The organism is Pseudomonas sp. PSE1(2024) (genome assembly GCF_050990555.1).
GTDB lineage: Bacteria > Pseudomonadota > Gammaproteobacteria > Pseudomonadales > Pseudomonadaceae > Aquipseudomonas > Aquipseudomonas aphyarum.
This window is the reverse complement of sequence record NZ_CP158967.1, coordinates 5,208,355-5,223,420: the sequence shown is the minus strand read 5'-3', so window position 1 is coordinate 5,223,420 and position 15,066 is coordinate 5,208,355. Positions and strand designations below refer to the sequence as shown.

Genomic DNA, 15,066 nt, shown 5'->3' with positions numbered 1-15,066 from the left:
TACAGAAATGTTGACTGTCAAACCGCTATCGCGAGCAAGCTCGCTCCCACAGTGTTATTAGGTGTTTGGAAGATTTACTTCTTCGCGACAATCACCGCCCGCATCGGCGCCGGTAGCCCTTCAACGGTTTTGCTGTGATCTTCCGGATCAAGGAAATCACTCAAAGACTGATACTTCATCCATTCAGTCCCGCGCTGTTCTTCAACAGTGGTGGTGCTCACATCCACGCACTTCACATCCGTGAACCCCGCACGACGCAGCCACAATTCCAGCGCCGGCACCGACGGCAAGAACCACACATTACGCATCTGCGCATAACGGTCTTCCGGCACCAGCACCTGATGTTTGTCGCCTTCGACCACCAGCGTCTCCAGCACCAGCTCGCCACCCTTCACCAGGCAATCTTTCAGCGCCAGCAAATGCTCGATCGGCGAGCGACGGTGGTAGAACACGCCCATGGAAAATACCGTGTCGAAGCCTTCCAGATTCGGCGGCAGGTCTTCGAACGGGAACGGCAGGTGCCAGGCATTCGGCTCTGACAGATAACGCTGCACCGCCTGGAACTGGCAGAAGAACAGCCAGTTCGGATCGACGCCGATCACACTGTCGGCACCGGCGCCGAGCATGCGCCACATGTAGTAGCCGTTGCCGCAACCGACATCGAGGATGCGTTTGCCCTTCAGATCCAGATGCGGAGCGACCCGCGACCACTTCCAGTCCGAGCGCCATTCGGTGTCGACGTGCACGCCGAACAGATCGAACGGCCCTTTGCGCCACGGCGACAGGCCCATCAGGGCAGTACGCATTTGTGCGCGGGTTTCGTCGTCGCAATCGGTGTCGAGTTTCAGGCCGTCGAGCAGGTCGACTTCAGTCGGCTGGATCTTCGGCAGGGCGTCCAGCGCACTTTGCCAGCGCTCCAGATCGCCGTGACCTTTCTCCATTTTTTTGTCGAGCTGCACTTGCAGGGTGTTGGCCCATTCGGCCAGCGGCGTGCCGGCCAGGCGGCGGGCGAGGGGGGACAGATCAATCATGGCAAGGCAATCAACGAGGCAAAGTTAAGACACTGGAACCACGGCACGACTTTCGAGAACCCGGCGGCCAGCAGGCGCTCGCGGTGTTCTTCGAGGCTGTCGGGCTTCATGACGTTTTCGATGGCGCTGCGCTTCTGGGCGATTTCCAGTTCGCTGTAGCCGTTGGCGCGTTTGAACGCGACGTGCAGATCGGTCAGCAGCGCGTGTTCCTCGGCATCGTTGAAGCGCAGCTTCTCCGACAGGATCAGCGCGCCGCCCGGCAGCAACGATTGGCGAATGCGCGACAGCAACGCCGTGCGCTGCTCCGGTGCGATGAATTGCAGGGTGAAGTTCAGCGCCACCACCGAGGCCGGTTTGAAATCGAGGGCGAGGATGTCGCCTTCGATCACCTCGACCGGCAGCAACTCCTGGAACATCGAATCCTGACCGTTAAGGTACTCGCGGCAGCGCTCGACCATGGCGGCAGAGTTATCCACCGCGATCACCCGGCAACCGTCGGTGCGCACGTGACGGCGCAGGGCCTGGGTCACAGCACCGAGGGAGGCGCCGAGGTCGTAGAGCACGCTGTTCGGCTGGGCGAATTGCGCCGCGAGCACGCCGAGGTTCTCGACGATGGTCGGGTAACCCGGCACTGAACGCTTGATCATGTCCGGGAACACCCGCACCACGTCTTCGTTGAAGGCGAAGTCAGGCACCTGGGCCATCGGCTGGGCGAAAATGCGATCGGGTTCTTTGCTCACGGCGGTTCCGGCGGTGTCGATGAAAAGGCCGGCATTTTAGCCAAACTGGCGCGCAGATGCGCGGGTTGTCTGATAAACCGTGCTGGTCGGAGTCAGGCTAAAGTTCAAAAATCGATCAACTTAGCCTGAAACCTTCTCGGGTCCAGATTGCGGCAAGACTTACGAGATAATGTAATTGGCTGCGAAATTTCCGTTCACATCGATTCCTGGTTCAACTACCCCTCCATAGTCCTGCACGGTCTGGATGGCGTATACGCCGGAGATGCTCTTGGAGGAGTGATCTACCGTGAGTTTCAGGGTCAAAGATGTCGCGGTATATCGAGTGTTCACCCAGCCCGTTCTGACATCAACGTTGACGCCCGGATCATTGAGTTTGTATTCGCCACTTTGGATGTCGGGAGCAAAGTTGAATTCGAGATTCTCAATCTGCTGCTCAAACTCCTCCTGCGCTCCCGTAATCCTTAAAAAATTGCTGAGAAAGCAATTCACGATTGGGAAGTAGAAGGCCTCGCCGCTATCAATCTGGCATTTGAAGGTGTTGTTCGTATCGGCGTTTTCTATCTGATTATTCATGGTCGATCCCTCGGGCGATTGACAGGCGGTTTGCTGTCTCTCACTGCACTTTAAGCTGAGGGGGACGCGGATTTAACTGTCGGAAATGACAGTTTTTAATGCGATTTTCTAATGAGCTCGACGCTTTTTATCGCAAATCGGCTTTAGCTTCATTCGGATGCTTGAACGCCGAGGCGACGATGCCCCACTGCCCCAGCCAATAACTGAGGATGATGATGTAGGGCGCCGCATTGAACGGTGAGACAAACCGGTTGATGCCGATCACGCTGTCGGAGAACACGAACGCCACCGCGCCGCCCGCCGCCAGCAGCGCCGAACGTTGCGGTACGCCGCTGCCGAGTCGGGCCAGTGCGCGCCAGAGCATGGCGCTGATGGCGGTGCCGTAGACGATCACCGGGACGGTCAACGGGCCGAGTCCGCTGCTGATCAATATGCCCAACAGCACGGCGCCCACGCTGAGGGCCAGGATCAGCGGCAGCAGGGCCAAGCGCCGGCAGTCGCTGAGGTAAGCCTTGAGATACGCCAGATGCGCGACCAGAAACGCGCCTAGACCGAAGACGAACAAATCCCCCGGCCACGCCAGCAGCACATCGCCGATCAACGAGAAAATCAGACCGAGGCTGATCCAGCGGCGATAGTCGCTGGGCGGCGCATCGTGCAACCAGCCGAGCAACGCCAGCACCGGCAGCGGTTTGACCAACAGGCAAAGCAGGGCCGCGTGAGTGCTGACGCCATAGAGAAAGGTCACGGCGCCCATCAGCGCGAGGATCAGCCAGCCCACGATCAGTTCACCGAAATGGCGCAGTCAAAGGTTTCCACCGGCAACACTTCCGGCGCCCACGGTTGCTGCGAAGTCAGGCGCAGACGACCGGTGCCGGTGGCGAAAGCCTGGAAGCGCCAGGTCGAGAGACCGGCCGCGCCGACCACGCCGGCATCTTCCGGATTGCTGTAGACCTCGGGGCTGAGGGCACGCAATACGCCGCCGGCGGAATCCTGGATGGCCCAGCGGTAGCCGGTGGTGGGGTTGCTCGGGAGCATGACGATCAGGTTTTGCCCGTTGGTCAGCCGCACCGGGCATTCGCTCTGTTTTTCCACGGTCACGTTGGTTTTCGGTTGCGTGGCGCAGGCGGCCAGCAGGGCGAGGGACAGGGGTACAAACAGGCGAAGGGGGGACATGGATTCAGTGGCTCCGGCGTTGGCGACGAACGGCGAGCATAACTGAAGATGAGACAAAGTGTGACAGGGCCTCTGATCGTGATCGTTCCCATGCTCCGCGTGGGAACGCCGCCCGGGACGCTCTGCGTCCCTTCGCAAGCGTGACGCGGAGCGTCACAGGATGCATTCCCACGCAGAGCGTGGGAACGATCAGCAGGGGAGCGTTAGAAAAGCACCTTCGCCACATCCGCAAACTTCTTGGCGAAATGCAACGTGATGCCTTCCTTCAAGTAATCCGGCAGCTCTTCGAAGTTGCCGCGATTCGCCTCCGGCAGAATCAACTCGAAAATCTTCTGCCGCCGCGCCGCGATCACCTTCTCGCGCACTCCGCCAATCGGCAGCACATGGCCGGTCAGCGTCAGTTCACCGGTCATCGCCACGCCTTTTTTCGGCGCCTGATTACGGGCGAGCGAGAGCAGGGCGCTGGCCATGGTCACGCCGGCGCTCGGGCCGTCCTTCGGCGTTGCGCCTTCCGGCACGTGCAGGTGGACGAAAGCTTCGTCGAAGAACTTCGGATCGCCACCGAAGGATTTGAGGTGCGAGCTGACGTAGCTGTAGGCGATCTCCGCCGACTCCTTCATCACATCGCCCAGTTGCCCGGTGAGTTTGAAACCACGATTGAACGTGTGAATCCGCGTGGCTTCGATCGGGAGAGTCGCGCCACCCATGCTGGTCCACGCCAGACCAGTAATCACACCGGTTCCAGACAACACTTGCTCGTTGCGGAACACCGGATGGCCGAGGGACGCTTCGAGGTCTTTCGGGCCGATCTTGATCACCGCTTTCGGATCGTCGATCAGCTTCATCACCGCTTTGCGCACTAGTTTGCCCATCTGTTTTTCCAGCTGGCGCACGCCGGCTTCACGGGCGTAACCGTCGATCAAGGCTTTGAGCGCGGTGTCGCTGATGCTCAGGCTGCCCTTGGACACACCGGCCTTTTCCAGCAGTTTCGGCCACAGGTGACGCTTGGCGATGGCGACTTTTTCTTCGGTGATGTAGCCCGACAGGCGAATCACTTCCATCCGGTCCAGCAACGGGCCGGGGATCGAATCCAGGGTGTTGGCGGTGCAGACGAACAGGACTTTCGACAGGTCCATCCGCAGGTCCAGATAGTGGTCGAGGAATTCGACGTTCTGTTCTGGATCCAGCGTTTCCAGCAGCGCCGAGGCCGGGTCGCCTTGGTAGCTCTGACCCATCTTGTCGATTTCGTCGAGCATGATCACCGGGTTCATCACTTCGACGTCTTTCAACGCCTGCACGAGTTTGCCCGGCTGCGCGCCGATGTAGGTGCGGCGATGGCCCTTGATCTCGGCTTCGTCGCGCATGCCGCCGAGGCTGAAGCGGTAGAACGGCCGGCCGAGGGATTCGGCGATGGATTTGCCGACGCTGGTTTTACCCACGCCCGGCGGACCGACCAGCAGCACGATGGAACCGCTGATCTCGCCTTTGTAGGCACCGACCGCGAGGAATTCGAGGATCCGGTCCTTGATGTCGTCGAGGCCGGCGTGGTGTTTATCGAGCACTTTGCGCGCGTGCTTGAGGTCGAGCTTGTCCTCGCCGTACACGCCCCACGGCACCGAGGTCGCCCAGTCGAGGTAGTTGCGGGTGACCGCGTACTCCGGGGATCCGGTTTCGAGGATCGACAGCTTGTTCATTTCTTCTTCGAGGCGCTTCTGTACCTGCGTCGGCAGGACTTTGCCTTCCAGACGCTGCTCGAACTGTTCGAGGTCGGCGCTGCGGTCGTCCTTGGTCAGGCCGAGTTCCTGCTGGATGACCTTGAGTTGTTCTTTGAGGAAAAATTCGCGTTGGTGCTCGCCGATCTTGCGGTTCACTTCGGCGGAGATTTCTTTTTGCAGGCGCGCGACTTCGACTTCCTTGCGCAGCATCGGCAGGACTTTTTCCATGCGCTTGAGCATCGGCACGCAGTCGAGTACTTCTTGCAGCTCGGGGCCGGTGGCGGAGGTCAGGGCGGCGGCGAAGTCGGTCAGCGGCGACGGATCGTTGGGGCTGAAGCGGTTGAGGTAGTTCTTCAGTTCTTCGCTGTACAGCGGGTTGAGCGGCAGCAGTTCCTTGATCGCGTTGATCAGCGCCATGCCGTAGGCCTTGACCTCGTCGGTCGGCTCGGTGGGCTGGTGCGGGTATTCGACTTCAACGAGATAGGGCGGGCGATGGTGTTTGAGCCAGGTCTTGATGCGGACGCGGCTGAGGCCCTGGGCGACGAATTGCAGTTTGCCGTTTTCGCGGCTGGCGTGGTGCACCTTGACCAGGGTGCCGTATTGCGGCAACGCCTTGGTGTCGAAGTGGCGCGGGTCTTCCTGGGGTGTGTCCATGAAGAACAGGGCAAGGGAGTGGTGTTCGGATTTGCTGACCAGTTCGAGGGTTTCGGCCCAGGGTTCTTCGTTGACGATGACCGGCAGGACCTGGGCCGGGAAGAACGGGCGGTTGTGGATCGGGATGATGTAGACCTTGTCCGGCAGGTTCTGGCCGGGCAGGGCGAGGCCTTTGCCGGGGACGTGGTGTTCGATGTGTTCGGCGTCGGTTTCGGTGATGTCGTCGGGGTTCTCGGGGAATTCTTGCTGGTCGCTCATGGGGCACCTGCGCAATTGGGTATGGGTGTTAGATGGGGCAGGGTTTGGGTGGTTTCAATGGGTCGGGATGTTTCTGCTTGTGTGTTCAGGGTTTTGACAGGGTTTTGGGGTTGGGCTTGGGCTTGGCGGCCTTTGGGCCGGCCATGCTCTGGATGTTTGGGGTGAATATCCGTTTCTGCGGGGGTTGCCGCTGGCGGTTTCGCCCTTACGGCGAGGCACTTTTTTCAAACGCCAAAAAAGTACCCAAAAAGGCTCGTCCCGGCGTTCGGCCCTCGCAGGCTCGGGTTCCTTCGCTCCGGCGTCCCTCCGGGGGCATCGACTTCGTCGATGAGTTCGGCTTCGCCAAACGGCGCTGCGCGCCAATCCCCGGATGAACACCTCCACTCAGCCTTCCGAAGGGACGGGTGGATCAAGATCAAGAGCTTTGTCGAGCTAACGCTCATCCTGTTTTTTGGGGGAGCCATGCGCGGGTTGGTCGACCGGGGAATGGAACCTGGCAGGGCATAGGCCCTCCCGCGCATGGCTGTAACTTGATCGTTCCCACGCTCTGCGTGGGAATGCAGCCCGGGACGCTCTGCGTCCCAATCGAGCTGCCAGCGAATACGGTCTGTGGCTGGCAGTCGATTCCGTCAGGGCCGCTTAGCTGGGTGTTGGGTAACGTTGTACTTCGACGTTATCCAGTACTCGATTCACCGCCAGTTCCGCCAGCATGATCACCTGCTGAATCCCCAGGATCCGATGCCGCTGCGGCGTATCGACAAAAGCCGCTACATCACTGGCCATGACACTGGCGGTAGCCAGGGACTCACACGCATGAGCCAGCAGGGTTTCATCGTCCATGTCCGGGGAGATCTGAAACATCTGGCTCGGTCGGCGGCCAGGGCATTTTTTTGGAATGGGATTGAAGTGGTGGTCGAGGGCGCGTTCGGCGGCGTCGTGGAGTTTCTTTGAATCAGGGGATTCGTATGGCGAGGTGTCGTTTGATTCGGGTGGATTCGGTGTTGGTTTTTTCATGGTGAATACTCAGTTGGTGAAATTGGAGCTGCCTTCGATTGCCGCGACGCAATCTGAGGTGGCAGCTGTACGCGGGTTCGCGGACCGATAACTGAGGAATCGGCATACCTCCAAGGAAGGTATCCCGCGCACAGCCGCCATGAAACAAACAACAGGCACCGAGGTGCCGTGAGGTTGGCGATTATGCATCAGTTATCGGGCCGCGACGCCCGTTCGCTGAATTTGCAGCGACCCCCAAAGCCTATCCACCCCATTTCCGAGCCACAACCGACGCGACATGTCAGAAACATCCCCCGCAAACACCCCGTCTGTAGGACATAAACACCCCGTTTAAAAACCGCAGCCCACAAAAAAGGCGACACCCCTCACAGGGCGTCGCCTTTCTCTTTGCCGCCGTTACAGCTTATTCCGGCAGTTTGTAAGCAATCACATAGTCACCCATCTTGGTGCCCAGCGAACCGTGACCACCCACCACGAGCAGGACGTATTGCTTGCCGTCCTTGCCGGTGTAGGTCATCGGGGTCGCTTGGCCGCCGGCAGGCAGGCGCGATTTCCACAGTTCTTTACCAGTGTTCACGTCGTAGGCGCGCAGGTACTGGTCGAGGGTGCCGCTGAGGAAACCGACGCCGCCGGCAGTGACGATCGAGCCGCCCATGCTTGGCACGCCCAGGGTGAAGCCGATCGGGATTGGCGAGCTGTCGCGGCTGGTGCCGTTTTTGCGTTTCCAGACGACTTTGCCGGTGGTCAGGTCGATACCGGCGACGTAGCCCCAGGCCGGGGCCTGGCACGGTACGCCCAGTGGCGACATGAACGGGTGCATGATCACCGCGTATGGCGCGCCGGTGTTCGGTTGCACGCCAGCGGTTTCGCTCTCGCGTTTGCTGCCGGCGGCGACTTTTTCGCGTGGCACCATTTTCGAGACGAAGGCCATGTAGTTCGGGCTGGTGAACAGCATCTGGCGAACCGGGTCGACAGAAACGCCGCCCCAGTTGAACACGCCGACGTTACCCGGGTAGATCAGGCTGCCCTGTTCCGACGGAGGCGTGTATTGGCCTTCGTAGCGCAGTTCCTTGAACTGGATGCGGCACAGCATCTGGTCGAACGGGCTGGCGCCCCACATGGCTTTTTCGGTCAGTTCCGGGGCCAGCAGGTTCAGGTCCGAACGGGCCTGGGTCGGGGCGGTGTGGTCGCCTTTCACGGCGCCTTGCGGAACCGGGATTTCCTTGATCGGAATGATCGGCGTGCCGTCACGACGGTCGAGGACGTACAGGCTGCCTTGCTTGGTCGGAGCGATCAGCGCAGGTTTGATGCCGTCGGCGGTTTTCATGTCCAGCAGGGTTGGCTGGCTGCCGACGTCCATGTCCCACAGGTCGTGGTGGGTGAACTGGTAGTTCCAGCGCACCTTGCCGGTGGCCAGGTCCAGCGCGACCAGGCCGGCGCTGAATTTCTCGGCACCGGGGGTGCGATCGCCGCCCCACTGGTCAGGCGTCTGGTTACCCAATGGCAGATAGACCATGCCGAGTTTTTCATCGACGCTGGCCAGCGACCACATGTTGGCCGAGTTGCGGCTGTAGGTCTGGCCCGGGGCCAAGGGTTCGGTGGCGTCCGGGTTGTTGCTGTCCCAGTTCCATACCAGATGACCGTCGCGCACGTCGTAGGCGCGGATCACGCCGGACGGCTCGTTGGTCGATTCGTTGTCGGTGACGTGACCGCCCATGATCACCAGATCACGAGTGATCGCGGCAGGCGAAGTCGAGTAGTAGCCACCGGCGGTGAACGGGCCGATGCCTTGGGTCAGGTCAACCACACCGTTGGTGCCGAAGCCTTCGCAGATCTTGCCGGTGTCGGCGTTCAGTGCGATCAGGCGGGCATCGGCGGTCGGCAGGTACAGGCGACGCGGGCAGGCCTGGGCGACGGCTTTGCCGGCCTCGGAGATGACGGCGGACGCCGCATTTTCAGACTTGGCGTAAGCGGCTTCGTCGTAGTACGACACGCCACGGCAGGTCATGTGGGCGAAACCCTTGAAGCCTTCCGGGCTTTTGATCTGCGGGTCGAAGCGCCACAGTTCCTTGCCGGTGTCCGGGTCCAGCGCCAGCACTTTGCTGTGCGCGGTGCAGGCGTAGAGCATGCCGTTGGCTTTCAGCGGGGTGTTTTCGTTGGTCAGTTCGACCGGGTCATCAGCGGTCGGCAGGTCGCCGGTCTGAATGCGCCAGGCTTCTTGCAGCTTGCCGACGTTGGCCGGGGTGATCTGCTTCAGTGGCGAGTAGCGGTCACCGAACTCGGTGCGGCCGTAGGCCTGCCAGTCGCCGTCCGGCATTTGCGGGGCGGTGCTGGTGGTGTCGGCAGTGTCGCGACCCAGTTCGCCGAAGGTTTCGCCCGGGTGGGTGAACAGGCTGGCCAGGGCGGTGACGCCGGCCAGAATCACGGCTACGGTCAGGCCGCCGGTGCCCATCGGCGCCGGGCCAGCGAGCAGCAGCGGACGACGGAACCACGGCAGCAGCATCACGAAACCGAGGACAAACCACAGCGCCAGACGTGGCACCAGTTGCCACCAGTCCAGGCCGACTTCCCACAGCGCCCAGACGGTGCTGGCGAACAGCACGATGGCGTACAGGCCCAATGCTGCGCGACGGCCCATCAGCATCAGAATGCCGGTCAGCGTGATGCCGATACCGGCCAGCAGGTAATACAGCGAGCCGCCGAGCGTACTCAGCTTGATTCCCCCGGCCAGCATGGCCAGGCCCATCAGCAGAAGCAGAATGCCGAGCAGGTTCGGCAGAAGACGGCTTCGACTCGAAGCACCTTCAGTGCTCATAGTGTGGTTCTCCGTGACGTTTCAAGTAGTCCCGCGCTGTAGTCACTGTAGATGACGATCGGGCGCGGGCATGGTTCAGATAAAAACTTGTCTAGCTATCGAATTTCATCTGCAGGCCTGAGCGGCCTGCATTGGGTTAGAACGACGACTGGATCTTGATCCCGCCGATCAGCGCGTCGTCGACTTTGTCCACACCGCCGGGATGGCGGATGTATTGCAGGTTCGGGCGCACGGTCAGCCAGTTGGTGACGTGCACGCCGTAATAAAGCTCGGCGCTGTATTCGGTGTCCTGCGGCGGCAGGAACGACGGGTCGTCGTAGTCGTAGACGGCGCGGGCCTGGTTGGTCGCTTCGGCATTTTTGCGGTAGGCCGGGTTGACGTGGACGCGGGCCAGGGCGAAACCGATGTCGTCCTTGGCGCGGGCGTCGAACAGGCCTTTGTAGACCACGCCGGCCTGGACGTAGTTGTCGATGGCGTTGGTCTTCTTGTCGTGCATCGTGCCGTTGGCGAACACGCTCAGACCACGGGAGTTGTCGCTGGCGACGCTGGTGACCTGCTGCTGCACGCCGAGCCACACGCCGTGTTTGCTCGAAGCGCTGCGATAGGCTTCGCCGCTCAGGGCGGCAGGCTGGCCATTGCTGTCTTTATAGGCGTCGGTGGCCTTGGCGTTGCTGTAGTAGTAACCGGCGCGGTATTCGCCCGGCAGGCCGTTGAGCTTCGGCTTCCACACCAGTTCGATCGGCAGGATCGCGCCCTGGGTGCCGCTGCCGCTGAGCTTGAAGCCGTTGCCGCGATCGAGGTTCGACGGGTTCTGCTCATAGGCGCCGACTTGCGCGTACAGCTCCGGCGTCAGGTGATATTTGACGCGCAGCGCCCACTGGCTGACCGGCCAGTTGTACCAGATGCCGCCGACCCAGTTGCCGACCTGCGAGCCGCAGAACGCCAGGTTCTGGAAGTCGCACGGGAAGGTGTTGAAGTCTTCGCCTTCGCCGAAGCGGCCGACCTTGATGTCGAGCTTCTGGTCGAGGAATTTCTGCTGGTACCACATCTGCGTCAGGCGGGTGGTCTGGCCACGGCCCCAGACTTCCTGGGCCGAGGTGAAGCCACCGACGCGCGGGTCGTTGATGCGGTCGTTGCTGATGTTGTTGCCACTGCGCTTGGTTACGGTCAGCTGGAATTCAGCGTCGTTCCAGCCCAGCAGTTTTTGCAGGTCCAGATGAGTGCCGAGACCCCATTGGTCGCTGTAGCGCGCGGTGCGGTCGTGGTCGTAGCCGCCGTGCAGGTTGCTGCCCATTTCGCCGGTGTAGTCGAGCTTGAAGTCGATACCTTTTGCCGCGAGTTCGCTGCGGGTGCCGTTCCAGTCACCGAGCATCCACGGTGATTCACTGTCGAAGGCCGGAGCGGCCTGGGTGCAGGTGGCGAGGCCAAGGGCGGTGCAGCCGCCGATCAGGCGCAGGGTTGAGATAGCGCTGTCTCGGGAGAACGGAAAATCGGGCATGAATAGGGTCTTTCTTGATCTTTTTGGGGGATAAGCTGGCCGCTACGATTTGACGCAGGCAGTGAAGCGATTCAGCAGAAGGGCGGCAGGATAATGTCCTGTTACAAAAACACAAAGTGCTTTTGCAGACATGAACCCTTTCGGATTCGGTAACAGTGCGGCAATACAGCGCATTGCGGGCGTTGGCGCAGGCTGCGATCTTCTCCGGTTGGCCTACATTTAACCCAAGGCCTTCCACCCGCCCATGCCCTCGGCTAAGGTGCGCGGCTTCTGCATTTTCACTTCGCCCAAAGGCCCGGCATGAACGACCACAACCCCGATCCGCTGCACGGCGTGACCCTCGAACAGATCCTCAATGCACTGGTGACCCACTACGAATGGTCGGGCCTGGCCGAGCGCATCGACATTCGTTGCTTCAAGAGCGATCCGACCATCAAGTCGAGCCTGACCTTTTTGCGCAAGACGCCATGGGCGCGGGAGAAGGTCGAACGTCTGTACGTGAAACTGATGCGCACCAAGCGACCACTCTGAGATGAACGCCGTACTGCGGCGACGCCTGATCACTTCGGCTGCGGTGCTGGGCTGGGCCGGGCTGGGAATTCAGCTGTACCTGATTTTCTTCGCGCGCCTGAGCGTCGGCGCCAGTCTGCTGGGCGGGGTGGTGAGCTTCTTCAGTTACTTCACGGTGCTTACCAATACATTGGTTGCGGTGGTGCTGACCTGCGCGGTGACCGATCGCGAATCCGCTGCACGGCGCTGGTTTTTGCAGCCGTGGGTCAGTAGCGGGATTGCGGTGAGCATTGCGGTGGTGGGCCTGGCCTACAGCATTCTGCTGAGACATCTGTGGCATCCGCAGGGCTGGCAATTTATCGCTGACGAATTGCTCCACGACGTGATGCCGCTGCTGTTTCTGGCGTATTGGTGGTTGTGTGTGCCGAAGGGCACTTTGCGTCTGAAGCACCTGCCGCTGTGGCTGATCTATCCGCTGGTGTACTTCGCCTATGCGCTGTTGCGCGGGCATTTGCTGGGGGCTTACGCGTATCCGTTCATTGACGTGGCACTGCTGGGTTATCCACAGGTGTTCGTCAATGCCGGGGGGATTCTGCTGGGGTTTGTGCTGATTGCGTTGTTGCTGATCGGGATTGATCGCTGGCAAGGGCGGCGCGAATAGCGCCGCCGCTTGTTGTCACTCTTCTTCTGAGCCCTCAGCGCGCCAGTAACCGACGGCTTTGACGAACTGCTCATCCAGCCCGTGCTCATCGAGCAGCACCCGGCGGATCTGCCGCGAGACTTTGGTTTCCGTCGCCACCCACGCATACAGATTGCCCTTGGGCACCTGCAGTTGTTTGACGGTGGTCAGCAGATTGTCCTTGCCGCCTTCGCGCAATACCCAGATCACATTGACCTGTGCGGCACTCTCCAGTGTCTGCTGTTCCTTGCCGTTTTCCACTTCGATCACCACCAGCGCCTTGCGATTGGCTGCCAGGCCTTCGAGGCGGCGGGCGATGGCGGGCAGGGCGGTTTCGTCGCCGATCAGCAGGTAGCTGTCGAAGATGTCCGGCACGATCATCGAGCCACGCGGGCCGCCGATGTGCAGGAACTGCCCGGGCTTGGCCTGTTCGGCCCAGGTCGAGGCAGGGCCGTCGCCGTGCAGGACGAAGTCGATGTCCAGTTCAAGCTTGTCGAGGTCATAACGACGCGGGGTGTAGTCGCGCATCTCGGGCATTGGTACATCGCTCTTGCCGCCGCCGAGCACCAGGGTTTCCAGTGCGGCGGCCTGTTCGGCGTTCTGCGGGAACAGCAGTTTGACGTGGTCGTCGGTACCGAGGCTGATGAAGCCGGCCAGTTCCGGTCCGCCGAGGGTGATGCGGCGCATGCGCGGGGTCAGGTCGACCACCCGCAACACTTCCAGGCGGCGACGTTTGATTTCGTGCATCACACGATGGATGCCTTGGGTCTGTACTTCAGTCATTCGGCTTTCTCCGGGGCAGATTGAACGGCGGGGCCGTCGACGATGGCTTTGGCGGTGTCATTGAGCAGGTCGCGCACCCGCAGGATTTCTTCCGGGCTCCAGCGCCCGTGGTGCATCTGCAGGGCATGACGCAGGTTGTGCACCGCTTCATGGATTTCCGGCGGCCGGTCGTGGCCGCGCAGTGAGCGCTTGCTGACGTCGATGCGCATGCGCACGCCGTCCAGCGCCACCGCCTGTTCGCTGAGGGATTGGCGACCTGCATCGGTCACCGCGTAGCGCTTTTTGCCGCCCTCGGCGTCGCCGGTGATCATTTCGCTCTCTTCGAGGAATGTCAGGGTCGGGTAGATCACGCCGGGACTGGGGCTGTAGGCGCCATCGAACATGGTTTCGATCTGGCGGATCAGGTCGTAGCCGTGGCATGGCTGTTCGGCGATCAGCGCCAGCAGCAGCAATTTCAGATCGCCGGGGGCGAATACCCGCGGGCCGCGACCGCCGCGCTCGCGGCCGTGGCGCTTTTCGAAGCCGTCACGGCTGTCGCCGTGGTCGCGGTGGGGGGGATGATGGTCTCTCATTTCAGTCTTCTCTCGTCGTGTTTAGATACAACTTAAGATATATCTTTACGACTGGGCAAGGGCTTTTTGCCGCAGAGCTGACGAGTGGTCGACGGCGAGAAAGGCGCTCCGACGGAGGACCGCCATGGCTTGTTGATCGAGACAGGAATAACCGGAAAGTTAAAGCTATCACTCTATTAATGCTTGAGCTTATATTCTAAAAAGATTAGAAAGTGCTGACCGGTATTGTCGAAGCTGCTGTAACTTTTTTCATGAATAACTGTAGGTAGGGAATGTCTTACAGCTACTTTTATATATTTTGATTTTTTGATGTTTTTTCTTTCGTGTCGCGAGGTTGTTGAACTACAAGCTCGTGGGAAGTTGCCTGCTTACATTCTTGAGACAAGCGTCGATCATGCCCCGGCGTTGAACTTCCATGTTTCGGTACTTATCGACCGGTGTGACATGAACTTTAATGTTCCGATTCCTTAAAAAGAAAACAGGTACTGACCGATGTTCAAGAAAATCGCAATCACCGCTTCTCTCGCTGCCCTGGCCCTGAGCTCGTCCGTGACCTTCGCTGCCGGTGAAGCCCGTCACTCCATCAGCCTGATCGCCCACGTACCGACCAACGGTTTCTACGTGGTGCCGACCGACTCCGACCTGGTCAACAAAGACCAGGACATGAGCTTCCAGCCAAGCACCGGCAAGATGCGTGAAGTCAATGGCTTCTTCGATGTGCGCAATAACAACGGTTCTGTGCATGCCAGCCTGGAAAGCGTGCCGAAACTGATCTCCGGCGCCCAGGCGATCGATCTGCAAGTGCTGTTCAACAACAAGGAACTGACCCTGACCCCGCAAATGGTCGTGGGTGAGTCGGAGTCTGACGTCAACTATCGCGCGCCGCTGAAAATCAGTGCCAAAGGCAGCACTTTCCAGCCGGGTGATTACACCGGTGTTGTCGCCATGACTTTCGATGCCGTGCCGCCGATCGGTGGTGGCAAGTAATCGGTTGATCTGCACTCAACGCAGCTTGCCAGAGTCGCGTTCCCCGGCGGGATAAGCAGCA

14 protein-coding genes are annotated in these 15,066 nt (G+C 60.5%); 3 read left to right on the top strand and 11 right to left on the bottom strand.

Annotation, left to right across the window (positions count from 1 at the left end):
• Positions 1 to 74: 74 nt before the first annotated feature.
• The 9 genes from cmoB to ABTV87_RS23630 all read right to left on the bottom strand — a co-directional run bounded on the left by cmoB (position 75) and on the right by ABTV87_RS23630 (position 11,474).
• Positions 75 to 1,031, bottom strand: coding sequence for a tRNA 5-methoxyuridine(34)/uridine 5-oxyacetic acid(34) synthase CmoB (cmoB, locus tag ABTV87_RS23670; protein ID WP_221535808.1), 957 nt, complete (start codon positions 1,029 to 1,031; stop codon positions 75 to 77).
• A complete protein-coding gene (cmoA, locus tag ABTV87_RS23665) occupies positions 1,028 to 1,735 on the bottom strand; it encodes a carboxy-S-adenosyl-L-methionine synthase CmoA (protein WP_219737186.1) in 708 nt (235 codons plus the stop codon). Before cmoA ends, cmoB begins: the two co-directional genes overlap by 4 nt.
• A gap of 195 nt (positions 1,736 to 1,930) precedes the next feature.
• On the bottom strand, positions 1,931 to 2,344 hold the full coding sequence (locus ABTV87_RS23660) for a hypothetical protein (RefSeq protein WP_221535809.1): 414 nt from the start codon (positions 2,342 to 2,344) through the stop codon (positions 1,931 to 1,933).
• Positions 2,345 to 2,471: 127 nt separating this feature from the next.
• Entirely contained in the window at positions 2,472 to 3,125 is a 654-nt protein-coding gene (locus ABTV87_RS23655; protein WP_433898460.1) for a lysoplasmalogenase, read from the bottom strand.
• Between the two features lie 2 nt (positions 3,126 to 3,127).
• Positions 3,128 to 3,520 (bottom strand): protease inhibitor I42 family protein, encoded by a 393-nt coding sequence (locus tag ABTV87_RS23650; protein WP_102688178.1) that lies wholly within the window; start codon positions 3,518 to 3,520, stop codon positions 3,128 to 3,130.
• 203 nt (positions 3,521 to 3,723) lie between these two features.
• Positions 3,724 to 6,147 carry an endopeptidase La gene (gene lon / locus ABTV87_RS23645; protein ID WP_433898459.1) on the bottom strand — a complete coding sequence of 808 codons (2,424 nt, stop codon included), beginning with the start codon at positions 6,145 to 6,147 and terminating at the stop codon, positions 3,724 to 3,726.
• A gap of 639 nt (positions 6,148 to 6,786) precedes the next feature.
• On the bottom strand, positions 6,787 to 7,161 hold the full coding sequence (locus ABTV87_RS23640) for a DUF6124 family protein (protein WP_127799740.1): 375 nt from the start codon (positions 7,159 to 7,161) through the stop codon (positions 6,787 to 6,789).
• 403 nt (positions 7,162 to 7,564) lie between these two features.
• Positions 7,565 to 9,976 carry a glucose/quinate/shikimate family membrane-bound PQQ-dependent dehydrogenase gene (locus ABTV87_RS23635; protein WP_433898458.1) on the bottom strand — a complete coding sequence of 804 codons (2,412 nt, stop codon included), beginning with the start codon at positions 9,974 to 9,976 and terminating at the stop codon, positions 7,565 to 7,567.
• A 136-nt stretch (positions 9,977 to 10,112) separates the two neighbouring features.
• Complete coding sequence (locus ABTV87_RS23630) at positions 10,113 to 11,474, bottom strand: carbohydrate porin (RefSeq protein WP_433898457.1); 1,362 nt, start codon at positions 11,472 to 11,474, stop codon at positions 10,113 to 10,115.
• A gap of 300 nt (positions 11,475 to 11,774) precedes the next feature.
• On the opposite strand from ABTV87_RS23630, the gene ABTV87_RS23625 reads away from it, so the two are divergent.
• Positions 11,775 to 12,005, top strand: a complete 231-nt coding sequence (locus ABTV87_RS23625; protein WP_007956650.1) for a VF530 family DNA-binding protein — start codon at positions 11,775 to 11,777, stop codon at positions 12,003 to 12,005.
• Position 12,006: 1 nt separating this feature from the next.
• Positions 12,007 to 12,645, top strand: coding sequence for a Pr6Pr family membrane protein (locus ABTV87_RS23620; RefSeq protein WP_433898456.1), 639 nt, complete (start codon positions 12,007 to 12,009; stop codon positions 12,643 to 12,645).
• A 15-nt stretch (positions 12,646 to 12,660) separates the two neighbouring features.
• Here the strand turns inward: ABTV87_RS23620 and ABTV87_RS23615 are convergent, their stop codons facing one another.
• A complete protein-coding gene (locus ABTV87_RS23615) occupies positions 12,661 to 13,446 on the bottom strand; it encodes a siderophore-interacting protein (protein WP_007956648.1) in 786 nt (261 codons plus the stop codon).
• Complete coding sequence (locus ABTV87_RS23610; protein ID WP_433898455.1) at positions 13,443 to 14,018, bottom strand: PadR family transcriptional regulator; 576 nt, start codon at positions 14,016 to 14,018, stop codon at positions 13,443 to 13,445. Before ABTV87_RS23610 ends, ABTV87_RS23615 begins: the two co-directional genes overlap by 4 nt.
• A gap of 492 nt (positions 14,019 to 14,510) precedes the next feature.
• Here ABTV87_RS23610 and ABTV87_RS23605 point away from each other — a divergent pair, with 492 nt between their 5' ends.
• Entirely contained in the window at positions 14,511 to 15,005 is a 495-nt protein-coding gene (locus ABTV87_RS23605) for a CS1 type fimbrial major subunit (RefSeq protein ID WP_127799732.1), read from the top strand.
• Positions 15,006 to 15,066 lie beyond the last annotated feature (61 nt).

Excerpts from the sequence above, each read along its gene's own strand:
- ABTV87_RS23605 (WP_127799732.1), top strand. The coding sequence starts at position 14,511 with ATGTTCAAGAAAATCGCAATCACCGCTTCTCTCGCTGCCCTGGCCCTG.
- ABTV87_RS23615 (WP_007956648.1), bottom strand. The coding sequence starts at position 13,446 with ATGACTGAAGTACAGACCCAAGGCATCCATCGTGTGATGCACGAAATC.
- ABTV87_RS23625 (WP_007956650.1), top strand. The coding sequence starts at position 11,775 with ATGAACGACCACAACCCCGATCCGCTGCACGGCGTGACCCTCGAACAG.
- cmoB (WP_221535808.1), bottom strand. The coding sequence starts at position 1,031 with ATGATTGATCTGTCCCCCCTCGCCCGCCGCCTGGCCGGCACGCCGCTG.
- ABTV87_RS23640 (WP_127799740.1), bottom strand. The coding sequence starts at position 7,161 with ATGAAAAAACCAACACCGAATCCACCCGAATCAAACGACACCTCGCCA.
- ABTV87_RS23635 (WP_433898458.1), bottom strand. The coding sequence starts at position 9,976 with ATGAGCACTGAAGGTGCTTCGAGTCGAAGCCGTCTTCTGCCGAACCTG.
- ABTV87_RS23660 (WP_221535809.1), bottom strand. The coding sequence starts at position 2,344 with ATGAATAATCAGATAGAAAACGCCGATACGAACAACACCTTCAAATGC.
- ABTV87_RS23650 (WP_102688178.1), bottom strand. The coding sequence starts at position 3,520 with ATGTCCCCCCTTCGCCTGTTTGTACCCCTGTCCCTCGCCCTGCTGGCC.
- cmoA (WP_219737186.1), bottom strand. The coding sequence starts at position 1,735 with ATGGCCCAGGTGCCTGACTTCGCCTTCAACGAAGACGTGGTGCGGGTG.
- ABTV87_RS23610 (WP_433898455.1), bottom strand. The coding sequence starts at position 14,018 with ATGAGAGACCATCATCCCCCCCACCGCGACCACGGCGACAGCCGTGAC.
- ABTV87_RS23630 (WP_433898457.1), bottom strand. The coding sequence starts at position 11,474 with ATGCCCGATTTTCCGTTCTCCCGAGACAGCGCTATCTCAACCCTGCGC.
- ABTV87_RS23620 (WP_433898456.1), top strand. The coding sequence starts at position 12,007 with ATGAACGCCGTACTGCGGCGACGCCTGATCACTTCGGCTGCGGTGCTG.
- lon (WP_433898459.1), bottom strand. The coding sequence starts at position 6,147 with ATGAGCGACCAGCAAGAATTCCCCGAGAACCCCGACGACATCACCGAA.